Source organism: Eubacterium sp. 1001713B170207_170306_E7 (assembly GCF_015547515.1).
Classification (GTDB): domain Bacteria; phylum Bacillota; class Clostridia; order Eubacteriales; family Eubacteriaceae; genus Eubacterium.
In genome coordinates this window covers 73,570-96,323 of sequence record NZ_JADMVE010000006.1, presented here as the reverse complement: position 1 = coordinate 96,323, position 22,754 = coordinate 73,570, and the positions used below count along the sequence as shown (strand labels likewise).

Annotated in this window: 16 protein-coding genes and 1 pseudogene; all 17 read right to left on the bottom strand. The window is 56.3% G+C overall.

Annotated features, from left to right (window positions below; genetic code table 11):
* Positions 1-260: 260 nt before the first annotated feature.
* Complete coding sequence (locus tag I2B62_RS14970; RefSeq protein WP_195269879.1) at positions 261-1,883, bottom strand: CTP synthase; 1,623 nt, start codon at positions 1,881-1,883, stop codon at positions 261-263.
* A gap of 155 nt (positions 1,884-2,038) precedes the next feature.
* On the bottom strand, positions 2,039-6,850 hold the full coding sequence (locus I2B62_RS14965) for a Cna B-type domain-containing protein (protein ID WP_195269878.1): 4,812 nt from the start codon (positions 6,848-6,850) through the stop codon (positions 2,039-2,041).
* A gap of 291 nt (positions 6,851-7,141) precedes the next feature.
* Complete coding sequence (locus tag I2B62_RS14960) at positions 7,142-9,007, bottom strand: YfjI family protein (protein WP_195269877.1); 1,866 nt, start codon at positions 9,005-9,007, stop codon at positions 7,142-7,144.
* 12 nt (positions 9,008-9,019) lie between these two features.
* The gene (locus I2B62_RS14955) at positions 9,020-10,453 is read right to left on the bottom strand and encodes a helix-turn-helix transcriptional regulator (RefSeq protein WP_195269876.1); all 1,434 of its coding nucleotides are present in this window, start codon (positions 10,451-10,453) and stop codon (positions 9,020-9,022) included.
* A gap of 609 nt (positions 10,454-11,062) precedes the next feature.
* Positions 11,063-12,004, bottom strand: a complete 942-nt coding sequence (locus I2B62_RS14950) for a transketolase family protein (RefSeq protein WP_195269875.1) — start codon at positions 12,002-12,004, stop codon at positions 11,063-11,065.
* Between the two features lie 2 nt (positions 12,005-12,006).
* A complete protein-coding gene (locus I2B62_RS14945; RefSeq protein WP_195269874.1) occupies positions 12,007-12,816 on the bottom strand; it encodes a transketolase in 810 nt (269 codons plus the stop codon).
* A gap of 62 nt (positions 12,817-12,878) precedes the next feature.
* Positions 12,879-13,751 carry a YitT family protein gene (locus I2B62_RS14940; RefSeq protein WP_195269873.1) on the bottom strand — a complete coding sequence of 291 codons (873 nt, stop codon included), beginning with the start codon at positions 13,749-13,751 and terminating at the stop codon, positions 12,879-12,881.
* Between the two features lie 60 nt (positions 13,752-13,811).
* Positions 13,812-15,020: an alanine racemase gene (alr, locus tag I2B62_RS14935; protein ID WP_347707828.1), complete on the bottom strand. Its 1,209-nt coding sequence runs from the start codon at positions 15,018-15,020 to the stop codon at positions 13,812-13,814.
* A 9-nt stretch (positions 15,021-15,029) separates the two neighbouring features.
* The gene (locus tag I2B62_RS14930; RefSeq protein WP_195269871.1) at positions 15,030-15,716 is read right to left on the bottom strand and encodes a 5'-methylthioadenosine/adenosylhomocysteine nucleosidase; all 687 of its coding nucleotides are present in this window, start codon (positions 15,714-15,716) and stop codon (positions 15,030-15,032) included.
* Between the two features lie 21 nt (positions 15,717-15,737).
* Positions 15,738-16,220, bottom strand: a complete 483-nt coding sequence (gene ispF / locus I2B62_RS14925; RefSeq protein WP_195269870.1) for a 2-C-methyl-D-erythritol 2,4-cyclodiphosphate synthase — start codon at positions 16,218-16,220, stop codon at positions 15,738-15,740.
* A 301-nt stretch (positions 16,221-16,521) separates the two neighbouring features.
* A complete protein-coding gene (locus I2B62_RS14920) occupies positions 16,522-16,842 on the bottom strand; it encodes a bh protein (protein WP_195269869.1) in 321 nt (106 codons plus the stop codon).
* 665 nt (positions 16,843-17,507) lie between these two features.
* On the bottom strand, positions 17,508-18,188 hold the full coding sequence (locus tag I2B62_RS14915) for a tRNA threonylcarbamoyladenosine dehydratase (RefSeq protein ID WP_195269868.1): 681 nt from the start codon (positions 18,186-18,188) through the stop codon (positions 17,508-17,510).
* Complete coding sequence (gene argS, locus I2B62_RS14910; protein ID WP_195269867.1) at positions 18,188-19,879, bottom strand: arginine--tRNA ligase; 1,692 nt, start codon at positions 19,877-19,879, stop codon at positions 18,188-18,190. Before argS ends, I2B62_RS14915 begins: the two co-directional genes overlap by 1 nt.
* 70 nt (positions 19,880-19,949) lie before the next feature.
* Positions 19,950-20,396, bottom strand: a complete 447-nt coding sequence (locus I2B62_RS14905; protein ID WP_133968305.1) for a DUF1934 domain-containing protein — start codon at positions 20,394-20,396, stop codon at positions 19,950-19,952.
* A 165-nt stretch (positions 20,397-20,561) separates the two neighbouring features.
* On the bottom strand, positions 20,562-21,611 hold the full coding sequence (locus I2B62_RS14900) for a D-alanine--D-alanine ligase family protein (RefSeq protein WP_243259564.1): 1,050 nt from the start codon (positions 21,609-21,611) through the stop codon (positions 20,562-20,564).
* A gap of 45 nt (positions 21,612-21,656) precedes the next feature.
* Positions 21,657-22,091, bottom strand: a pseudogene (locus I2B62_RS20530) (DUF523 domain-containing protein); the annotation flags it as partial.
* Positions 22,092-22,119: 28 nt separating this feature from the next.
* A complete protein-coding gene (locus tag I2B62_RS14895) occupies positions 22,120-22,749 on the bottom strand; it encodes a hypothetical protein (protein ID WP_195269865.1) in 630 nt (209 codons plus the stop codon).
* Positions 22,750-22,754 lie beyond the last annotated feature (5 nt).

The following is a 22,754-nucleotide window of genomic DNA, read 5'->3' as shown; positions in this document are numbered from 1 at the left end:
AACCGGTTTTTATAAACAAAGCCCAGGTTATCCACAGTTTTGCACAGGCCTATATCTTGTGTCAAGAAAGAATTTTTTATAATTTTTAAATTGAAAGTAAAAAACTCAACAGGCTGTCAATAAAGGGGTGCTGTCTGAGACTGCGCCCGCTTTCTTCCTTAGGTAAAAGGCTTCATCTCTCTGAATTTTCCGGCATGCTGAACCGCATTCCTCAAAAAATCAAGGGGTATCTTGGCGATACCCCTTGAAAAATTTCCTTATTAACGGCTTCCCTTGTTTTTGTAATCCATGGCCGCTGCCACAAAGCTGCTGAACAGCGGGTGGGCTTTGTTCGGGCGGGATTTGAATTCCGGGTGGGCCTGGGTGGCGATGAAGAAGGGATGGTCCCTGAGCTCGACCATTTCCACCAAAACGCCGTCCGGCGACATACCGGAAAAGACCAGCCCCTTTTCGGCCAGCACGGAGATGTACTCGTCGTTGACCTCGTAGCGGTGGCGGTGGCGTTCCTCGATGGTTTTTGCGCCGCCGTAGGCCGCGCAGGCGTGGGAGCCTTCCTTGATCTCACAGGGGTAAGCGCCCAGACGCATGGTACCGCCCATGTTCTGGATCTTTTTCTGTTCCTCCATGAGGCTGATGACCGGATAAGGCGTTCCCTCGTCCAGCTCGATGCTGTTGGCGCCGTCGAGGCCGACCACGTTGCGGGCGTACTCGATGACGGTGAGCTGTAAGCCCAGGCAGAGCCCCAGGAAGGGGATTCCCATCTCACGGGCGTAGCGGATGGCTTCGATCTTGCCCTCGATGCCGCGGTTGCCAAAGCCCCCGGGCACGATGATCCCGTCCACGTCCTTCATGATCCGGTCCACGTTCTGTTCGTTTAAATCCTCGGAGTGCACCCATTTGACGGTGACCTCGGCGTTGCCCGCGATGCCGCCGTGGCGCAGGGCCTCAGCAACGGACAGGTAGGCGTCATGCAGCTCGACGTACTTGCCTACCAGGGCGATGGTGACCTTGTTTTCCAGGTTCTTGGCCCGGGTGACCAGGTCCTTCCACTCGGTGAGGTCCGGGTCCTTACAGCGGATTTTGAGCTTGCTGCAGACCAGGCGGGCCAGGCCTTCCTTCTCAAGCATGAGGGGCACTTCGTACAACTCCGGCGCGTCCAGGTTGGTGACGACTGCGTCCTTATCCACGTTGCAGAACAGGCTGATCTTGTCCTTGAGGCTGTCCTCCACTTCCTTTTCGGAGCGCAGGACAATGATGTCGGGCTGAATCCCGATGCTGCGCAGCTCCTTGACGGAGTGCTGGGTGGGTTTGGTCTTGAGCTCGCCGGCCTTGCCCAGATAGGGCAGCAGGGTGACGTGGATGTAGAGCACGTTTTCCGGGCCCAGGTCGCCCTCAAACTGGCGGATGGCCTCCAGATAGGGCAGGCTCTCAATATCGCCCACGGTGCCGCCGATTTCGGTGATGACCACGTCCGGGTTGGCCGCGCTCTCGGACACGCGCAGGATGCTCTCCTTGATCTCGTTGGTGATGTGCGGGATGACCTGCACGGTGCCGCCCAGGTAGTCGCCCCGGCGTTCCTTGGAGATGACGTTCCAGTAGACCTTGCCGGTGGTCACGTTGCTGTACTGGCCCAGGCTTTCATCGGTAAAACGCTCATAGTGGCCGAGGTCGAGGTCGGTCTCTGCGCCGTCGTCGGTGACGAAGACCTCGCCGTGCTGGTACGGGCTCATGGTACCCGGGTCATAATTGAGGTAGGGATCGAATTTCTGAATGGATACCTTCAGGCCTCTGGCCTTGAGCAAACGCCCCAGGGATGCACTGGTGATCCCTTTTCCTAGTGAAGAAACCACGCCGCCGGTTACAAATATATACTTTGTTTTCATTACGCCTCCTGATGATAAAATAAAGAAAATCACTGCAAAAAAGTGGTTTTTTTTTTGCAGTGATGCAATTAACAATATATATATCTATTTTACCTTTTCTTTCAAAAAGTGCAAGGGAAAGTTTTAAAATTCCTGAGAATTTTCTGGTTTCTTCCCTACCGTCTGCGCACTTTCCTTAAAACGGCGATGAGGGCCAGCAGCGCCACGGCGCCGAACACACCGGCGTAGGTGGCCGGAGCCCCGGTGTTGGGGTTCACGCTGCCCTTTGTGACCTGTGGCGGCATCTCAAAGCCCTGGGGTGGTGTGAGGTCAGGCGTGCCCGGTTCTGCCGGCGGGGTGACCGGCGGGTTCACAGGCGGGGTCACGGGTGGATCCACTGGCGGGTCGACGGGTGGGTCGACGGGCGGCTCTTTTTTGGCAAAGCCGACGTCTGCCGCCTCTGCCTCCAGGGCGTTCAGGGTTATGGGCTGCTCCTGGTTCTCGGTGGTGCAGACGTAGCCGTCGCCCCGGTCGCTGACGGTCACGGTGTACTGGCCGTATGGCAGGCTGGCGAAGCGGTAATAGCCGCTGCTGTCCGCAAAGGTCTCGCCCACCTTGTCCCCGGCTTCGTTGTACAGGGTGACCACGATGTTGCCCACTGGGGGCTCGGTGTCGCGGTCCCATTTTTTATCCCAGTTGTCGTCGTAGAAGACATTGCCGCTGATGTTTCCCAGCTTTTTGGGCTCTGGCGGGGTCTCGCAGTCCCGGCACTGGTTGGTGATGTCGTAGCCGTTGTAGAGGGTGTCGTAGCCCGGCACCGGGTCCTCAACCACGGTGTAGACCACCGGGGCGCCGTCGTCGCCGGTCTTGTCCAGGTTCTCGAAGCGGTACTGCCAGTCCGGACCGGTGACGGTCTGGGCGGCCAGCTCGACGCCGTTGGCCATGAGGCGGACCTTAACGCTGCCCGGGCGCTTGCCCTCGGCGTCGTTGTTGTCTCCCCAGGTCTTGGTGCCTGTGATCTGGATTTTTTCCTTGGCCGGGTGCACGTTCACGATGTTGCTGCCGTTGTAATCGGCGCTGTAGCCGTCGGGCAGATCCACTTCCTTGACGGTGTAGACAATGGTGTCGCCGTTCTGATCGTAGCCGGGTATGCGTTCAAAGTTGTAGGTCCAGTAGTTGTCCTCGGACATGACGCGGGTCTGGCCCTCCACAGGTGTGGCGGCCGCGCCCCCAATGCTCTGCATGAGCTGTACGGTGACGCTCTGGGGCCTCAGTCCGTCCTGGTTGTTCTTGTCGCTCCAGGTCTTTTGGCCGTGAAGGCTGGTGACCTCGTCGCGGACATTGGTGAAGTTAAAGGGGTTGTCCGGGTCCTGGTAGCCGCCGTAGCCGGCCGGGATGGCCTCGGTCACGGTGTAGGTGATGGTATTGCCCGCTGCGTCAAACTTGTCCAGGTTACGGTATTCGTAGGTCCAGACATCGCCGTCCTGCTTGCTCCATTCGGGCTCCCGGTCCGGCTGCTCCACGCCGTTGGCCATGAGGATCAGGTCCAGATGGGGCCGGTTGACGCTGTGGCCGTCCTTCCAGGTTTTCTGCCCGGTGACGGTAACGGTGGGAATGCGGGTGTTGACGATATTGGTGCCATCGTAGCTGGTGGTGTAGTGTTCGATGGGGTCTTCCCGGACGGTGTAGTAGGCCGGGTCGGCCGCGGTGCCGGGGTCCAGGTCCTCAAAGCGGTACTGCCAGTCTGGGCCGGTGACGGTCTGGCTGGCCACCTCGGTGCCGTTCTTCATCAGATGCACGGTAATGCTTTCTGGGCGCAGGCCCTCGGCGTTTTCGTTGTCCTCCCAGGTCTTGGCGCCGGCCACCTCGATTTTGGGCTTGGCCGGGTGGGTGTTAATGATGTCGGTGCCGTTGTAGCTGGTGGTGTAATCATCCGGATTGATGCCGGTTTCGGCCACGGTGTAGATGATGTCACGGCCCTGGCTGTCGTAGGCGGGCAGGTCCATAAAGCTGTAGAACCAGCCGCTGTCCTCGCTGGCCACAGCGGTCCTGCCGTCCACGGGCACAGCGGCGCCGTGGTTCACGCTCTGCATGAGCTGGACGGTGACCTGAGCCGGGCGCAGGCCGTCCTTGTTGTTGTCGTCCTGCCAGAGCTTCTGGCCCTGGAGGCTGGTGAAGCCGGTGCGGGTGTTGGTGATATTGCTGCCGCTCATGGTGGTGGTGTAGCCGTCCATGGGGGCTTCTTCCACGGTGTAGGTAATGCTCTGGCCATCCTTGTCGTATTTCAGCAGGTTTTCAAAGGTGTAGGTCCACACGTCGCCGTCCTTGTCGGACCAGAAGGGCACGGCGTCGTTGACCACCTCGCCGTTTGCCTTGAGGGTCAGCTGGATATTGGGGCGCTGGCGGTTATCCCGCCCGCCGTCCTGCCAGGTTTTCTGGCCGGTGACCTCGGTGGTGCCAAAGCGGGTATTGGTGATGTTATTGCCGTCGTATTCGGCCTTGTAGCCGTCGGGCACGGCTTCTTCCACGGTGTAGGTGATGCGGCGGCCGCCTGCGTCGAATTTATCCAGATTGTCGAAGCGCCAGGTCCACACGTCGCCGCTTTTGTCCCAGACGGGGGCCGCGCCGTCTACAGGGACGCCGCCGGCCTTGAGGGTCAGGGTGACGTCTGGCCGCGGGCCGCCCTCGTCCTTCCAGGTCTTGGTGCCGGAAAGGCTGGTCTGGGCGGTGCGGGTGTTGGTGAGGGTATAGCCTGCGGTCATGTCGCCCTGGGTCTGGCTGGTGTAGCCGTCCACGGCCACCTCGGCGATGGTGTACTGGATGGCCTTGCCGTTTTCAAACTTAAGCAGGTTTTCAAAGCTGCCCTTCCAGCCGTTGCCCGCGTTCAGGGTCAGGCTTTCCAGGGTGGGCTTGTTGTTTTTCAAAAGCTTGACCACGATCTCGGTTGGCCGCAGGCTGGTGTCGTCCACGTCGTTCCAGTACTTCTGTACCGGGATATTGATGGTTTCGGGCGGCACGTAATAGCCCACGTCGGTGTTGACCACCTTGGGGGTGGCGGGGTCCACGGTGGCGTACTGCAGCTCGTTGGTCTTGGAGGGGTTCTTCTTATCCCTGGTGGTGCAGGCGTCCAGGCCCGGATAGGGGCTGACCACCTGAACTTGGTAGGGTGTCTCGGAGAAGGGCACGTCCGGGAACACGTAGGTGCCGGAGATGTCGGTAGTCGTGGTGGCGATCACGGTTTTGCCGTCTGGCCCCAGCAGCTGCACGGTAACACCTGGCAGCGGATAGTCCTGGTCGATCTTGGCGTAGACGCCGTCCTTGTTGGTGTCGTAGAAAACCAGGCCGCGGATTTCGCCGTTGGTGTCGTCGGTTCTGGGGATGAGCTCAAGGTTGGTGCTCAGCCCGTTGGGGTCGCTGATTTTGTAAAAGGCCCAGACGTCAAGAATGGTGCGGTTGCCCTTGTTGCCGGAGAATTTCATGGCGCCGTTTGTGCTATCCACACCTGCGCTCTGGTCCGCGCCGTTTTCGTTCAGGGCCGGAACGGTGGTGTTGTCATAGTGGACAGTAAAGCGCTCGGCGTCGGTGCCTGCGCCGTTACAGCGCTCGACGATAACGCCGTTGGGGTTGTTTTCCACATCCAAAAGAGGCAGGTGCACCTCGCCGCCCCGGGCCTGAAGGGTGATCTGGCTCAGGTCGCAGCGGCCCGCAGGCAGCACGTTGCCAGCTGCGTCTTTGCCGTCCCAGGCCACGCTGTTCACGCCGTCCACACTGGCGTTGCCAATGGTCACAACGCCGTGGTCCACGGCCTTATAGCTGCCATCGGCCTGCTTTTCCTGGTAATTCCGCAGGTCGATCTGAAGCTCGTAGCTGTGGATATTCTGGGCGTTGAAGGTAAAGGTGCCGCCCTCGCCCACGTAGCCGAAGCCTTCCTTGAAGCCGGTGAATTTAAAATCGCTCACGGTGCCGCTGGTGTCGGGCTCTGGGGTCATGCCCAGGGAGCTTAGCAGCTCGGCGTCCGGCGGGTTAAAGAAAACACGGTCGTTGATGTCCAGGCCGCTGTCGCCGGCGATGGGCGAGTTGAGCTGAAGGGCGGGATCGTGGTTGATCAGGGTGTTGATGTCCACGCCCTGGCCCGGGTTGTCGGAGTAAAAGGAGTGGTAGTAGCTGCTGTTGCTGTCGTCCACCACCAGGCCCCGGTTGTTGGCGAAGAAGATGAAGCCAAAGGGGTCCATGCCGTTCATGTCCACGCAGTACTGGAACCCGTCGATGGTGAGCACGGTGATCTTGGATTCCAGGCTGCGGCCGTTGTTGCCCATGTTCAGGGTCAGGAAATGGGTAAAGACGCGTCCGGGCACCGGGGTGCCGTCGGCCTTTGCCACGGTCACGTCCCAGGCGGCCACGGTGCTGTCGCCCTGGCCGTTGGCCTTCCAGGCGTCGTTGCTGTCCACATTCAGGGGGCGCGGGTTGTTCCGGTTGCCGCTGTCCAGCCTGGCGTGGAACTCAAACTCGTAGTTCCCGGTCTCGGTGACTTTAAAGGCCAGGGGCTTGTAGCCCGTGCCGGTGCCCGCGATGTCCGGGCCGGCCTTTTCCTGGTCACGGTTCATGAGATAGCCCACGTTGTCGCCGGTATTGGTATCGTACACGATCTCCATGCCCTGCTGGCCCGGTGCGGTGGTAAAGGGCTCGTAGCCGTTGTCGGTGCTGCCGGTATAGCGCAGCACAATGTCCTGTTTGTTGACGTTGTCGGTCACGCTGCTGCCAAAATACAGGGTCTCGCCCGCCTGGGCGTAGACCTTGACGATCTGGTGGCGCAGCACCCCGGCGTCCATGTGGTCGTACCACTCGGTGTAGGGGCGGTCGCCGCCATCGGCGGTCAGCTCACGGCTGCCCTCGGCGTGCACGGGCGCAGCCAAAAAAAGCATGCCGGCCAAAAACAGAAGCATTGCGAATAAAAATGTCCGCAGCGTCGGTAAGCGATGTGTTTTCATGTTATTTTCCTTTTCTGAATGATAAAAATTAACCTTTAAAAGAGTTTTACCCATTTGATTAAGGAAAAACCAAGAATTTGTGCCGCGCTTTTTTTATTTTCAGGGTAAAAAGATTCCATAACAACGCATAACCACTAACTTCCAGACCTTAACCCTGTAATTGGCAATCAAACATGAAAAAAAGACATTTTTATATTATAATATTTATATAAAATAAACATTACATAAAAATGCCTAATACCCCTTATCCTGTTTTGCCGGTTTTGGGATTCTTTATTAAAATGTTAGTGGTTATGCGTTGTTATGGATCTGTTCCCCGTCCTCAAAGACTGCCGGATTCACCTCATAGCCTGTAAAGGTGCGGTTTCCGTTGGTAAAGCGGCCACTTTTCAGATAGCCGTAGTCTTCCAGAATGTTCAGATAGGGCAGCAGGTCTGAAATTTTTTTACAGCCCATGCGTGAAATGCCAAAGAGCTCTGTTTTCGAGAAGATTTTGATCCCCTGTGCCTTTATCACCTCCACTATCCGCTGGCATACCCGCATATTCGGGTCCAGGCCGCTGCCCATGTTATAGATGATGCGGGCGTACTCGCTAAAATATTTGGCCAGCTGATGGGCCTGATCCACGGTTTCCTTGGCGATGGGGGTTTCCATGATGGCGTCGGGGTGGGCGGCGCAGTGGAGGATGCCCACCAGGCGCAGCATCTCGCCGCCGAGCTTGCTGCCCCAGTCGCTGAGGTCCTTCATATCGCCCTTGAGCCGCCGCTCAAACATGGTCTCGTAGGCCATGTAGGCCATCTGGGCGCTGTCCTTGAGCACAAGCTGTCTGGGCTTTGGTTCCAGGGTGATGTGGTTGTCGGCGTACAGGCTGTAGACGGCGTTGTAGTAGTCGGCGTCGATTTTGGGGTCGATATCCTTTGCGGTCTCGATGTTACGGTCCCCCACCCGGCTTTTCGGCATGGTGTAGAGAAACCGGGCGTTCATGCCGCGGCCGCGCATGACGGCGTCGGCCATGATGGTGTCGATGATGATGGGCTGGACCATGAGCAGCACGCTCAGGTTGCTGGCGGGCAGCCGGACCGGGTCGCGGCCCACGCGGTGGGTCTTGGAGCTGCCGCCGGTGTGGCCCTTAAGCATGGCGCCCAGGGTGTGCTGGCCGCCGGTGTACAGGCCCATCATGTTGGCGAAGAGGTCGCCCTCATCGGACATGATGATCATGCGGCCGCCGTTGCGGGCCAGCTCCTGCTCCAGGGCGGCGTTGGTGGTGTCGTCCATATACAGGCAGGGCGGGCATTTTTTCTGGAAAAAGGCGATCTTTTCCTTGAGCTCAAGCAGGGCCGCCTTGAGGCTTTCGCGTTCGGTCGCGTCCTTGCATTTCATGTACTGCTGCTTGGTTTTCTTGAATTCTTCCTCGGCCAGCTCCTGCTCCAGCTCGTAGTCGAGCTGTGCTTTCTGGTACTCGCTCCAGAGCTTCTGCTCGTAGTCCTTGACGGGGCGCACGACCTCGTCGTAGACGCTGGATTTGCGCTCGCCGGGGTCGGCCACCACCAGGGTGTACAGGCCCAGGGGCACGGTGAACTTGTTCTTGGCGTTGATCTCATACCGCTTTTGCAGGCAGCCGCCCAGCAGGCCGAGCACGGACACGCCCACCATGTCCACGGGCACCTGCAGGCTCTCGGCCAGGGCCCGGGTGTAGCGGGCGTAGGGCTCTGGCAGGGATTTCAAGGGGAATTCGGGGCGCTCAATCTCCTCGGTCAGGGGCATGAGGCGGCCCCACTGGGTCTGGACGGTGCCGGTCTCGGCGTACTCCTGCATGCGCTCCTCGTAGTGCTCGTAGTCCTCCAGGGTCCAGCCCTTGCCCGGATCGCAGAGGTACTCGCCCCATTTCAGCCGGAAGTCGGGGTAATAGCGGACGGTTTCGTCAACCGTGGTCTGGGCTTCTCGCTCCGCATCGGTGAGCAGCCGGTCTTCGCCCGTTTCGGGGTCGCGGATACTGATGGGCTCGTGGGTAACACGGTGGATATGCTTGATGTAGGGCTTTCCGGGCTCCCGGTCCTTTTCCTCTACCGTCAGGGCGTTGCTGATATTCTCCAGGCTTTCTTTCAGGGTCTTGGCCTGTTCGGGCGTCAGGGCATGTTCTTTTGCGTCGGTATTCATGTACTCTCCTTATTATAAATAGCTTTTCAGCAGGTTGATGAGCCCTTCCCGGTCCAGGGTCAGGTCGCTGTCGGGCAGGTAGTCGAAGAAATCGCTGAAGGCTTCGCAGATGCCGGGCTCGTCGATGAAGATGGCGTTGAGCCGCCGGCTGTCGTCGCTGAAGCGCTGGACCACGATCTGCTGCTCGGCTGCCTTGATGATCTCAACGTTGAGGGGGATTCTGAATTTATCGGAATCGACGGCCATAAAGGCAGTCTCCCCGCTCTCCACTGCGTCCAGGATCTCCCGCAGAAAGGCCTTGCGCTCCTCGGGGGTGCAGCAGCGCACCACGGTTTCCGGGAAGTAGCAGATCCGTCCGGTCTCGGCAAAGATGTTCAGCCCCTCTGGGGAGAAGATGGACCGCGGCAGGGGCAGCTCGCGGCGGACGTAGGGGCCGTAGACTTCCTCTGCCATGGCGCAGACGGCCTCCCGCCCGGGCAGATCGGGCTGCACCAGGCGCTCGATGCGGGCCGCGTTGAGGCAGAGGCTCAGGCAGGGGTGGGGCTCCAGGCTGGCGTCGCCCAGGTTTTCCCGGGTCCAGCCGTACATGTCCTCGATCCGGTTGGCCCTGCGGGTGAGCTGGGGCAGGCCCCTGCAGAGGCGCTCCACGGATGCCTTATAAAAACTCACGATCGCTTCGTCGTCGTACAGCACAGCGGTCTTAAAGCTGCGGGACAGCTTGAGCACGTGGCGGCTGGTGATGATGAAATAGGGCAGGAAGGTGGTCACGGCCTGGGCTGGGTCGGCGTTGACATAGGAATAATAGGGGTGGTAGCCGTCGCGCCCGCACAGGCTGAAGGACAGGATGTACTGGAGGTGGCGCAGGTTTTTCTGGATGGCGTCGTTGCGGCTGGTCTCCTTGTCCAGGTAGATAAAGTGGTCGATGTCGACCGGGCCGGCGGCGCTCACAAAGGCGTTGTACAGGTACTCGTACACGAACTGGTGGTCAAAAGCCAGGGCGACGGCCAGGTGCGGGGCCTCGCGGTGGTAAATTTCATCGTTGATCACATCGATGAGCACGCTGTTGATGTCGTTCTTGCCCTCGATGACCTGGGTACCGCGCGCCAATACGGGAAAGGCCTTATATTCCCGGCCGCTGATGTCCTCGCTGGGGGCGTAGGTGTTGCCGGCCAGCTCCTCGACCAGGCGCTTGACGCTGTTGCGCCGGTAGTAGACCTTATCCCCGATCCGGGCCATTTTGTAGAGATCGTCGAGCTCTCTTTTCTCAAAGGGGGTCAGGGACAGGGCGCGGCAGAGCTTTTTATAAAAATCGGCGCTGGGCATGCGCTCGCCCACCATGACTTTATGGATGGTGGAGCGGTCGATTTTGGCTTTTTTGGAAAGCTGATAGATGGAAAATCCCGTTGCTTCGACCAGGGTGGTCAGACGTTCACTGAATTGCGACATGGGCTTTCTCCTTTCAGACGTGAATTTTGAGATTAATAGAAATATTATATAACCATTTTCAATAAAATGCAATGTCAATATTTTCATATATAAGGGTATTTTTTGGAAACGTTCTACAAAGGGGTAAAAAAAATACTGCCATTGGCAGTATTTTCACCAAACAGTTTTGGCCGGAAAATTTGGAGCAGTCCGGCATGACGCCGCGGAGCAGTCTTTGGCGTCCGTAAAAACTGTAGAGATTGGACAATTTCAGCCGGGATGTGGCATTCACAGCACCGGCACTTAGGAACATCATATCAGAGTTTTGCCGGGATTTCAATATGTGGCAAAAAGTGTGGCAAGGTTATTTTTCAATTTTAAAGAAAATTTACAGGAATTTTACAAAATATTTCACAGATACCGCTTATGCCTTTTATTAATCTTCTTTATGGGCAAATGTTTCAGCTTCGGAATGTTCGATTCTTAAATAAAAATTAATTCTCTGTCGGAACTGGTAAAAAGAAAACCGAAGGTGTCTGGGGGGCTCCCCAACCCGTACCGCCGCGGTACCCTTTCAATTAAAAAGAAGATACGGCGAAACGCCGTATCTTCTCCTGTGTGGTTGTTTTACTATTTGGCTTTGCGTGCCACAACCTTTTTGGCGGCTTCTACGATGGCGCCAGTGGTCAGGTTGTACTTTTCAAGCAGCTCCAGCGCTTTGCCGGACTGGCCGAACTGATCCATCACGCCGACCTTTTCGACCGGAGCGGGGGTGGTTTCTGCCAGAACTTCACAGACTGCGCCGGCCAGGCCGCCGATGATGCTGTGTTCTTCAGCGGTCACGATGGCGCCGGTTTCTTTGGCGGCTGCTTCGATGGCTTCGCGGTCAATGGGCTTGATGCTGCCCATGTTCAGCACGCGGGCGGAGATGCCTTCTGCCTTTAAGGCGTCGGCGGCTTCCACAGCCTTTTCAACCATTAAGCCCATGGCCATGATGGTCAGGTCGTGGCCTTCCTTTAAGGTTACGGCCTTGCCCACTTCAAATTCGTAATCGTCGTCGAAGATCACGTTGGTGTCCAGGCGGCCTAAGCGGATGTAAACCGGGCCGTCAATGGCGATGGCAGCATCCATCATGCGCTGTGTTTCGGTGGCGTCAGCGGGTACCAGAACGGTCATGTTCGGAACCGCGCGCATCAGGGCAACGTCTTCCACGGACTGGTGGGAGCCGCCGTCCTCGCCAACGGAGATGCCCGCATGGGTTAAGGCGATCTTGACGTTCAGCTTGGGATAGCAGATGCTGTTGCGGATGATTTCAAAGGCACGGCCTGCGCCGAAAATGGCGAAGGTGCTGGCAAAGGGAATCTTGCCCGTGGTGGCTAAGCCGGCGGACATGCCCATGAGGTCGGCTTCTGCGATACCGGCGTTGAAATGACGTTCCGGCATCACCTTTTTAAATTCAGAGGTCTTGGTTGCGCCGGATAAATCGGCGTCCAGAACAACGATATCTTTATTTTTTTCAGCGAGTACCGCTAAATATTCGCCGTATGCCTGTCTTGTTGATTTTTTACTCATGATTAGTCCTCCAGTTCTTTCAGTGCAATTTCAACCTGTTCCGCGTTTGGTCCCTTGCCGTGCCAGCCTGCGTTGTTTTCCATGTAGGAAACGCCCTTGCCCTTGACGGTCTTGCAGACTAAAACAGACGGCTTGCCCTCGCAGGCATAAGCTTTTTCAAGGCCTTCGCGCAGCTGGTCAAAGTCGTTGCCGTCCGCGATGTTGATGACATTCCAGCCAAAGGCCGCGAATTTTTCATCGATCGGATACGGGGACATAACGTCGGTGATGGCGCCGTCGATCTGCAGGTTGTTGTTATCCACAAAGGCGATCAGGTTGTCCAGCTTGTAGTGGGCTGCGGACATGGCCGCTTCCCAGACCAGGCCTTCCTGGAGCTCGCCGTCGCCGAGTAACACATAGGTTTTCCAGTCGGCCTTGTCGATCTTAGCGCCCAGCGCCATGCCGACAGCCGCGGAGATGCCCTGTCCCAGCGAACCGGTGGACATGTCCACACCTGGGATCTTCTTCATATCCGGGTGGCCCTGGAGGATCGCGCCGACCTGGCGCAGGCTGTCCAGCTCTGCTTTATCAAAGAAGCCCTTTGCGGCCAGGGTTGCGTACAGCACCGGCGCGGCATGGCCCTTTGACAGGACGAAGCGGTCGCGGTCTGCTTTCTTCGGCTCCGCTGGATCAACGTTCATCTTTTCAAAATATAACAAGCTCAAAATTTCAACGGCAGATAAAGATCCGCCCGGATGACCGGAAGCGGCTTTACCAATCATTTTCACGATATCCCGACGGATACCTTTTGCTGTTTTTTCTAAGTTTTCCATATGTTACTCCTTCTAATATATTTTAGCACTTCGTAAAGTGCTCATTAACACAAATGCTTTCATTACTCATTGAGATTTTTAAATCCGCCGCCCAGAACCTCCTGGGTATCGGCCAGGGTCACAAAGGCGCCTGGGTCAATCTCATAGATAATGCCCTTAAGCTTGGCGATCTGGCTCCGGTAGACAATGCAGTAGACCACGTCCTTGCTCTGGCCCGAGTAAGCGCCGTAAGCGTGAAAGATGGTGGCGGTCTTGTTGAGGTCGGTTCGGATGCGCTCGCAGATTTCCGGGCTCTTGTCCGAGACAATGTTGGCCGCCTTGGCATAATTGTTGCCCACGATGACAAAATCCATGACCTGTGTGTATAAAAACAGCACGATGATGGAATACAGCATGACCGAGATGTTTTTAAAGGCGATCCCGGCAAAGATGACCACGCAGAAGTCAATGCACATGATCCAGGTGCTCAGGGTCAGGCGTTTGGTCACCTTGAGCAGCATCCGGGCCAGCAGGTCGGTCCCGCCGCCGGAGCCGCCCATGCGGTACAGCACGCCCATGCCGACTCCGTAAAGGACGCCGGCGAAAATACTGGCCAGCAGGACGTCGTCTGAGAAGGGCGGAATCACGCCCGCCATCACATCGACTAAGACCCCGTAGGCCAGGGTACAGAAAAAGCTCTTGAGACCCAGGCTTTTGCCCAGCACCTTGAGGGCAATCAGCTGTGTGGCCACCGAGAATACAAAGGTAACCGTCCCGACCGGCAGCCCTGTCACATAGTAGAGCACAGTGGCCAGCCCGCTGAAGCCCCCCGGCGCCAGCTTATTGGGAATCATGAACATATTGGCAGCCAGGGCTGTCATAAAGGTCCCGAACAAAATGCCTACGTACTCAAAAATGGTACGGGCAACCTTATTATCTTTGATTTTGTTTTCCATTTCCCCATCACACCGGTCGGCGCTGGGCCAACCGGTTTCACCTCATAAATTTTACAGCACTCAGAAGCCGCCAAAAAATCCGTCGTTCAAAATCTCGACCTCCAGATGCTTTTCACCCATAAAATCGTAAATGCGGGGAACCCGCTTGTTCACCATGCAGAGCAGCTCATAGGCGATGGTGCCCAGCTTTTCAGCCAGCTCCTCCACGGGGAGATTCTCCCCAAAAAGCTCTACCTCATCGTAGAGCGAAACGCCCTCAAGGTCCGTAATATCCACCATGCACTGGTCCATACAGATATTCCCCACCACGGGCGCGCGCTGGCCCTTAATCAGTACCTCCGCCCCCTTTCCGGAGAGCATCCGGGTATAGCCGTCGGCGTAGCCCACCGGCAGGGTGGCGATTCTGCGGTCGCGGTCGGCGATGAAGCGGCGGCCGTAGCTCACCGAATCGCCCGCGTGGATGGTCTTAATGTGCACGATCTTTGTCTTAAAGCTCATGACTGGCTTCAGCGCCAGCTTTTCCTTTTTCACCTCGTCCGAGGGATAATGGCCGTAGAGAATAATGCCCGGCCGCACCATGTTAAAGATGGTCTTGTCAAAATCAATGATGGCCGCTGAGTTTTCCACATGCTTGATCGGAATCTCAATGCCCTTATCTGAAAGCGCCTTGACCACCTGGGCGTAACGCGTCAGCTGCAGATGGGTAAAGTCCTTGTCCTGGGCGTCCGCGGTGGCAAAATGCGTGTACAGCCCCTCGACGCGGATGCCCGGCAGGGCAGCCATGCGCTCCACCGCGTCCGCGGCCTCGTCCCAGCGGAAGCCGATGCGCCCCATGCCCGTATCCACCTTGACGTGGACCGGATGCACTGCGCCGTTCGCCACGCAGTAGTCTGAGAGCGCTTCGGCAAAATCCATCTGGTAAACCCCGGGCGTCACATCCCATTCCACCAGCTCGGGGATCTGGTCTGCGCCGGTATGGCCCAGAATAAAGAGGTCGCAGCGGTCAATGCCCTTCTGGCGCAGGGCAATGGCTTCGTCCAGAAAAGCGACCCCCAGGCAGGGCACGCCCTCGTCCTGCAAAAGCTCAGCCACGTCCACGCCGTGGCCGTAGGCGTCCGCCTTGACCACGCCCATGATCCGGGCCTCGGGGCCGGCCGCCTTTTTAATCTGCTCCAGGTTAAAGAGCAGGTTTTCCAGCCTGATCTCGGCCCAGGTGGGCCGGTGGGCCGGCAGCGTGCTAAAATCATCAAAAAGATCCAAGGGAAACACCTTCTGTCTTTAGTAGTTTTCAACCATTTCCAGTACCATCTTGGCCGCGTTGACCACAGATGTCTGGAAATTATTCTGGTAAGTCTCTACCAGATCGCCGTCCGCGTTGTCCGAAATGGAGCGGATCACAATGTAGGGAATTTGGTTGATAAAGGCCGCCTGGCCAATGGCCGCGCCCTCCATCTCCACACAGGCCCCGCCGAAAAGCTGGGTCAGCTCCTGCTTGAGCGCCTGGGAATCAACGCCCAGGTCCGCGGTCATCACACGGCCCACCAGCGCCGCCTGGCCTACCCGGGCCGCCGCGTCCTTGGCCAGGCCGATCAGCCGCTCGTCAGCCGGGAAAAAGGTGATGTCCATGTTGGGGATCTCGCCTCTGGGGTGGCCGAAAGCCGAGCCGTCCATATCATACTGGACGGAATCCTTTGAGATGACAATGTCGCCCACGGTCAGGCCTTTGGCCACCGCGCCGCCCACGCCCACGTTGATCAGGCAGTCCACATCAAAAAGGTCCACCAGAATCTGGGCGCACAGCGCCGCGTTAACCTTGCCCACGCCGCACATCACAGCCACGGCCGGCTTGCCGGAAAGCAGGCCCCGGTAAAAGGTCATACCCGCCTTTTCACTGGTCTGCACCTGTGTCATTTTATTTTTAATGTCCCGCACTTCATCCTTCAGTGCCGCAATGATTCCGATCATACTCTCTCTCCACTCTGTTTTTTATTTTTTTACCAGCAGCACCACGGCCTTGGAGGCAATGCCCTCCTGCCGCCCGGTAAAGCCGAGCTTTTCCTCCGTGGTTGCCTTCACGCTGACCTGGTCCCGGCCGATCCCCAGCCCCGCCGCGATGTTCTCACGCATGGCGTCGATGTAGGGGGCACACTTTGGGGCCTGGGCCACGATGATGGCGTCGATGTTGCCAACCGCGTAGCCTTTTTCGTCAATGAGCGCGCCCACCTCCGCCAGCAGGCCGATGCTGTCCGCGCCCTTATATTTCTCATCCGTATCCGGGAACCATTTTCCAATGTCGCCCAGGGCCAGAGCCCCCAGCATGGCGTCCATAATGGCATGGACCAGCACATCGGCATCCGAATGGCCCAGCAAACCTCTGGGAAACGCGATCTCCACGCCGCCGAGGATCAGCTTCCGGCCCTCCGCCAGCTGATGCACATCATAACCGAGTCCGACTCGAAAGGGATTCATAGGGTTACCTCCACGAATGTTTGTCATAATTTTCATTTAAACGCTCCGGGCCGCCCTGCCTTTTTTATCCGCTTAAAAACAGTGCTCCCGATAGCTGAATCTTATCACATTCTAAAAGATTTGCATAGAGAATCGCTGAACAAAAATTCATGTAATCCTATGCAAATTTACGGTTTTTCCGAATTTTCAAGAATACGCCCAACTTGTTTAATTAAGTAAAAATAGCTGCATTTTCAAACCCCAATTCACGGGTTTAGCACATACCAATTTTTACAAAATTAAAGGCATTCACATCAAATTCTCAGCGGATTTCATCCTCCTCCGAGAACTCCTTATATACCCGGTAGGGCTTGGTAATCACACGGTAGGGCAGTGAACGCAAGAAGCCGTTAAGGTCGGCCTCCATCTCCCGCGTCATCCGCTTTGGCTTTGACATAACCCGGGAAATAAAATCATCTTTGTAGTGTTCTTTGACATATTCCTGGTTAATCTGAATGCCGATGCCACAGTTCTTACAGGTTATCTTATGAATCTGCCCATCCTGATAATCAATCTCATGCTCGGTTTCCTTATCACAGTTCATGCAAAATAAATAGGCATCCACCTTACTGCTCTTTGCCATTTCACGCCTCCATTCTGTTGTCCCGCCGGGACTTTTGTGGCTCTATTATACCATAAATCGGAAAAACCTTCACCGCCGCCAATACGAATTAATGAATAATTAATAAATGAGATTGGAAAATGGAAAAGAGTTCTTCAGGGCCGCCCACAAATCCCCACAATGTCTGTCCTTAACTTGCTTTAGTATGGCGTTCATGCTGATCTCAAAAGCGACTTAGTCCGATTTCAGGTCAATGGAAAGATCGGTTTTCAAGAAGTTCTATTTGAAGAAGCTGGTATCTTCTTTAGACACTGCACCGATCAACCATTAACCCGAAACCGGCTGCGCTGCTTTTTCGACAGAAATCACACCATACTAAAGCAAAACAGGCCAGACGGGGAAGACGGTATTTGCGGGCTTTGGCTCTTGTGATGTGTAATCTATCCCTTAAACAGGCATATAAAAAAGACTGCCGTCACCATCACTGCGTCCCTCGTTCCCAGACAATGGATTGCAAAAAACAAAGCTGTCCGTGGATTAAACAACACCTGGTTCGACATTAAAAATGACTTTCAAAGATTGTCATTTTTACCGAGAGAAGGTGTTTTTAATCCACGGACAGCGGCAATTTTCACAGATCCTTTGACAGCACTCAAGCCGTATCGCGGCGGTACGGCTTGCTATTTCTAAACTCTTATCAAATCCTGAATACACTCCCCGGCGATCATCAGCCCGGCCACTGAGGGCACAAAGCTCACGCTGCCCGGCGGGGTGCATTTCAGGGCAGGCACTTCCTTTGAGTAGAGCACCTTCAGCTTTTTGATGCCCCGGGCCTTCAGCTCCCGGCGCATAACCTTTGCCAGGGGGCAGACCGAGGTTTTGTAAATATCCGTGATCTCAAAACAGGAGGGGTCCAGCTTGTTGCCCGTGCCCATGCTGGAAATAATGGGAATCCCCTTTTCCTGACACGCACAGATCAGGGCCAGCTTGGCAGTGACCATGTCGATGGCATCGATGACGTAGTCATAGGTTTCCAGCGCGAAATCCCCGGCGTTCTCCGGCAGAAAGCACTGGTGCAGCGGGGTGATCGCCGCCGCCGGGTTGATGTCCCTCAGCCGCTCGGCGGCCACCTCCACCTTCACACGGCCGATGGTGGAGTGCAGGGCGATGAGCTGGCGGTTGAGGTTTGTAAGGTCCACCACGTCCTTGTCCACCAGGGTCAGGCTGCCCACTCCGGCCCGGATCAGGGCCTCGGCCGTAAAGGAGCCCACGCCCCCCAAGCCGAACAGGATCACCCGGGCCCGCTGCAACTTTTTAAGGCCCTCGTCGCCAAGGACAAGGGCCGTTCGGTCAAACTGTGTTGCCATTACATTCTTTCCGGCGCGTCAATGCCCAGAATTTCCAGCACATTGGCCAGCACCTGCTTGGTGCCCTTGATCAGGGCCAGGCGGGCTTTCATGAGCGGGGCATCGTCCACGCGCACGCGGCAGGCGTTGTAGAAGCTGTGGAAGGCCGAGGCCAGATCCATGGCGTAGTGGGTGATCCGGCTCGGGTCCATCTTTTCCTCAGCCACGATGATCTCGTTGGGCAGATTCGACAGCATATCCAGCAGGGTCAGCTCTTCCTTTTCCCGGAGCAGGGTCAGGTTGGCCGGGCCCTCGGTATTTCCGTCCGCCTCCATCTGGCGCAGAATGCTGCAGATGCGGGCGTGGGCGTACTGGACATAGAACACCGGGTTCTCGTTGGACTGCTCGATGGCCAGATCCAGGTCGAAATCCAGATGGCTGTCCGGTGAGCGCATATTGAACAGGAAACGGGCAGCGTCGCGGCCAACCTCCTCGATGAGGTCGGTCAGGGTGATCATCTCGCCCTTGCGCTTGGACATACGGGCGATCTCGCCGTCGCGCATGAGGCGCACCAGCTGCATGATGACAATTTCCAGGTGGTCCGGGTTCACACCGGCGGCCTGCATGGCGGCCTTCAGGCGGGCGATGTGGCCGTGGTGGTCTGCCCCCCAGACGTTGATACAGCGGTCAAAGCCGCGGGTCTTAAACTTGTTCAGGTGATAGGCGATATCGCCCATGAAGTAGGTGGGCAGGCCGTTCTGGCGAACCAGGACGTCGTCCTTTTCGCAGCCGAACTCGCTGGTAGTAAACCAGAGGGCCCCTTCCTTTTCATAGACCGCGCCGCTGTCCTGTAAAATCTTCAGGGCCGATTCAATGGCGCCCTGGTCGTACAGGCTCTGCTCCGAGAACCAGATATCATAGTGGATACCGTACTTTTCAAGGTCGGCATGCATTTTTTTCAGGTTTTTTTCAAGGGCGTAGTCTACAAAAAGACCCTTGCGTTCGGTTTCGTCCATGGCCAGATATTTTTGACAGGCCCCGGCGCCGCCCTCCCGGTCGATGAATTCTTCCATGTGCACACGGATGTCGTCGCCCTGGTAGCCGTCCTCCGGAAAGGGAATATCCTCGCCCATGAGCTGACGGAATCGCGCGTCTAAGGAGTCGCCAAACTTGGCGATCTGGTTGCCGGCGTCGTTGACGTAAAACTCGCGGGTCACATCGTAGCCGGTCCACGCCGCGATGGAGGCCAGGATATCGCCGATGGCACCGCCCCGGGCGTTGCCCATGTGCATCGGGCCTGTGGGATTGGCGGATATAAACTCCAGGTTGTATTTTTTGCCGGCATTGCCCTGGGTTTTGCCATAGTTTTCCTGCATGGCTTCGATTTCCAGCAGCACCTCATACACCCAGTCGGCTTTAAGCTTGAAATTGATAAAGCCCGGTCCGGCAATCTCGACCACCTCCACGTAGGAGCTGTCAATGTTCATGTGGCGCACGATGCTCTCCGCAATCACACGGGGGGGCTTATGGGCCTGCTTTGGCAGCTGCATGGCGATGTTGGTGGCGTACTCGCCGTGTTCCTTCTCACGGGGCACCTCCAGATAGATCTCTGGCATGACCTCGACGGAAAAGTCGCCGGCGTCCATGGCCGCGTCCAGTGATTGACGGATGAGCCCCTTTATTTGGTTTTCGATTTTTTCTCTGATATACATAGTATCCTCCAAAAATATTCCACTTTCCTCTTTCAACTAAAAGGGCGAACCTCGTTCGCCCTTTTTCAACCTAGTTTTTATAATTACTGATGCGAATGTCCAGCGTATTTTCCGTGTTGGTCATGCCCTCAACCTCGATGGCGTAATCGACCTTGACATTGACCGGGTCCTTCCGGTCGTTGTAGGCGATGTTCACCCCTTTGGTAAAGATACCCATGGCGATGTCGCCGTAGGGCGTGGAATAAAGCGTCACATTGCGTTTGCCCTCTTCAAATTCCATGAGGGAGTTCACCGAGCCCAGACGGATCACAGAGATTTTGCCGCCCTCCACCTTCACGGTGGTGGTGGTGCCCTCCATGCCCGAGACCTCGGATTCTTTATAGGTCAGACAAGAGATGTTTTTTTCCTTATACATATCGCCTTCGGTTGAAAACTCCATCTTATCCTCATTACGGTGCTGATCGCTCACGATTCCAGTAATCGAAAGCCATACTTTTTTTCTTTCATCATCTGTCACAACAATCACCTCCGAATCGTTATAAACTTTTCAGGCTGCTGCACAGCAGGAAGCCACTGCCCGGAGGCACCTTGCTTCGCGCTTTGTACACTTATTAAAACTTTAGTGTCTCTATTAAATCATTTATGGCTTTATTTTTCAAGGACTTTCTTAAATAATCGGCCATTAGTTGTTGACACGCTTAACCGAAGCGCCCTGGATCAGCTTTTCCACCAGCTCGGTGTAGGAAACGCCCATGTTTTCCCACATTTTGGAGTACATGCTGATATCGGTAAAGCCCGGCATGGTGTTGATTTCATTGATATAAATGTTGTAGGTCGCGCGGGTCACAAAGAAATCCACCCGGCTCAGGCCGCTGCCATCAATCACCTCAAAGGCCTTGATGGCGTATTTCCGGATTTTGTCGAGCAGCGCGTCGCTGATCTGGGCCGGAATCACGATTTTGGAGTCCTGCTGGTCGCTGTACTTGGCCTCATAATCGTAGAATTCCTTGGAGGCCACCACCTCGCCCGGAACCGCAGCTTTGATCTCGCCGTTTTCCTCCAGAACCGCGCACTCGATCTCGCGGGCGTTCAGGAAGCCTTCGACCACGATTTTGTTATCGTAGCGGAGCGCTTCGTTGACGCCGTCGATGAACTCTTCCTTATTATGCGCCTTGCTGATGCCCACGCTGGAGCCCATATTGGAGGGCTTGATGAACACCGGGAAACCGCGTCCGGCGATGTCGTCGATGATGCTGTCCGGGTCCTTTTCCCAGTCTCTGCGTTTAAAGTAAACGTAAGGGCCAACCGGAATGCCGGCGCTCTCAAAAAGCATTTTAGAAGCGACCTTGTCCATGCCCGCGGCGGAGGCCAGCACCCCGCAGCCCACGTAAGGCTTGTTCATGAGCTCAAAGAGGCCCTGAATGGTGCCGTCCTCGCCCATGGGCCCGTGCAGAACCGGGAAGAACACGTCCACATCCTGGATAATGGGATCGTGGAAGATGGAAAAATCCGCGTGGATTTTGTCTGTATCCTGCTCCCAGGAGCCGTCCTTAATTTTTTTATAGTCCCCAGTGTAGACCTTCCAGTCACCGTCCTTGGTGATGCCGATCAGGGTAATATCATATTTTTCTTTGTCAACCACTTCAATGACATTGCAGGCCGAGGCGCGTGATACCTCATGTTCGCCAGACTGTCCACCAAATACAATGCCTAAATTAATCTTTTTCTCCATATTGGATTCCTCCTTAGATTTTTGCGTCAGCCACTCCTGCTCTGTCATGACCCTCAGGCCGTTTTGCAGGAACAGCTCCGCTGTTATGCCGTTTCCAGGCACCAGCTGTTTATGGAAGCTGCCGTCATAGACGCGTCCGCAGCCGCAGGAAGGGCTCTTTGCCTTGAGCACCGCCAGCCGCGCGCCCGCGTCCCTGGCAAGGGATAACGCTTTTTCCGCCCCTTTTTCAAAGGCGTTCGTTAAATCTTCATTTTTTACATTATACACTTTTCGTTCCCCTTTGACTACCCTAATTTCACAGGGTTTTCGGGGAATTTCCAGCCCGCCCAGACATTCGGGGCAAATGGCCACCGCTTTTCCGGCTGCCACCAGTGCTTTAAGCTCTGGCACCAGGTTGTCCCGCCCGTCATACCGGCAGGCCTCCCCGGCCAGACAGGCGCTGACCACCAGCTTTTCGCTTTCTGTCTGCTTCTTTTTCATAACACGCTGCCCTTCTCCCCTCTAGCCTTTATTTTTCGGGGATGCCGTTTTCCTTATAAATCCAGGCTCCGCGCTTGTACACCATTTTCATCACCATATCTTTTACCACAATCTCACCGGTTTGAATCACCGTGCCTCCGGCGATGGTAATGTTATCCTTAAGGGTGGCGCTTTGGCCGATAAAGCAGCGTGGCTCCACCAGCACCCCGCTGCCGATGTTCACCCGGGACTGTATCTGGCAGTAAGGGGCGATCTGGGACGTGGCGCCGACGATGGCCCCCTCGCCGATATAGGTGCACCCGCTGATAATCGCGTCCGTCCCCACGATGGCTCCGGCCCCGATATAGGCGCAGGGCCCCACCCGCACGTTCCTGGCCACATAGGCGGCCGGATGGATCACAGGCTGAAAATCAAGCAATGGAAGGGCATTCATCAGGGCCTCCCGCGCCTTTAAATTTTCCTCCGCGACAATAAAGCTGCGGCCGTCGGCCGCAAAGTTCTCCGCCTCATCAAACTTTCCCAGCACCGGATAGGGGAAATCCTCCGGCGGCGCGTCGCCCGTATACAAAAAACCGACCAGGGCGTAATCCGGCTCTGTGAGCGCGTCCGCGATCACTCTGGCCGCAAGGCCTGTTCCTATAACCACCATTTCTCTCATTTCCG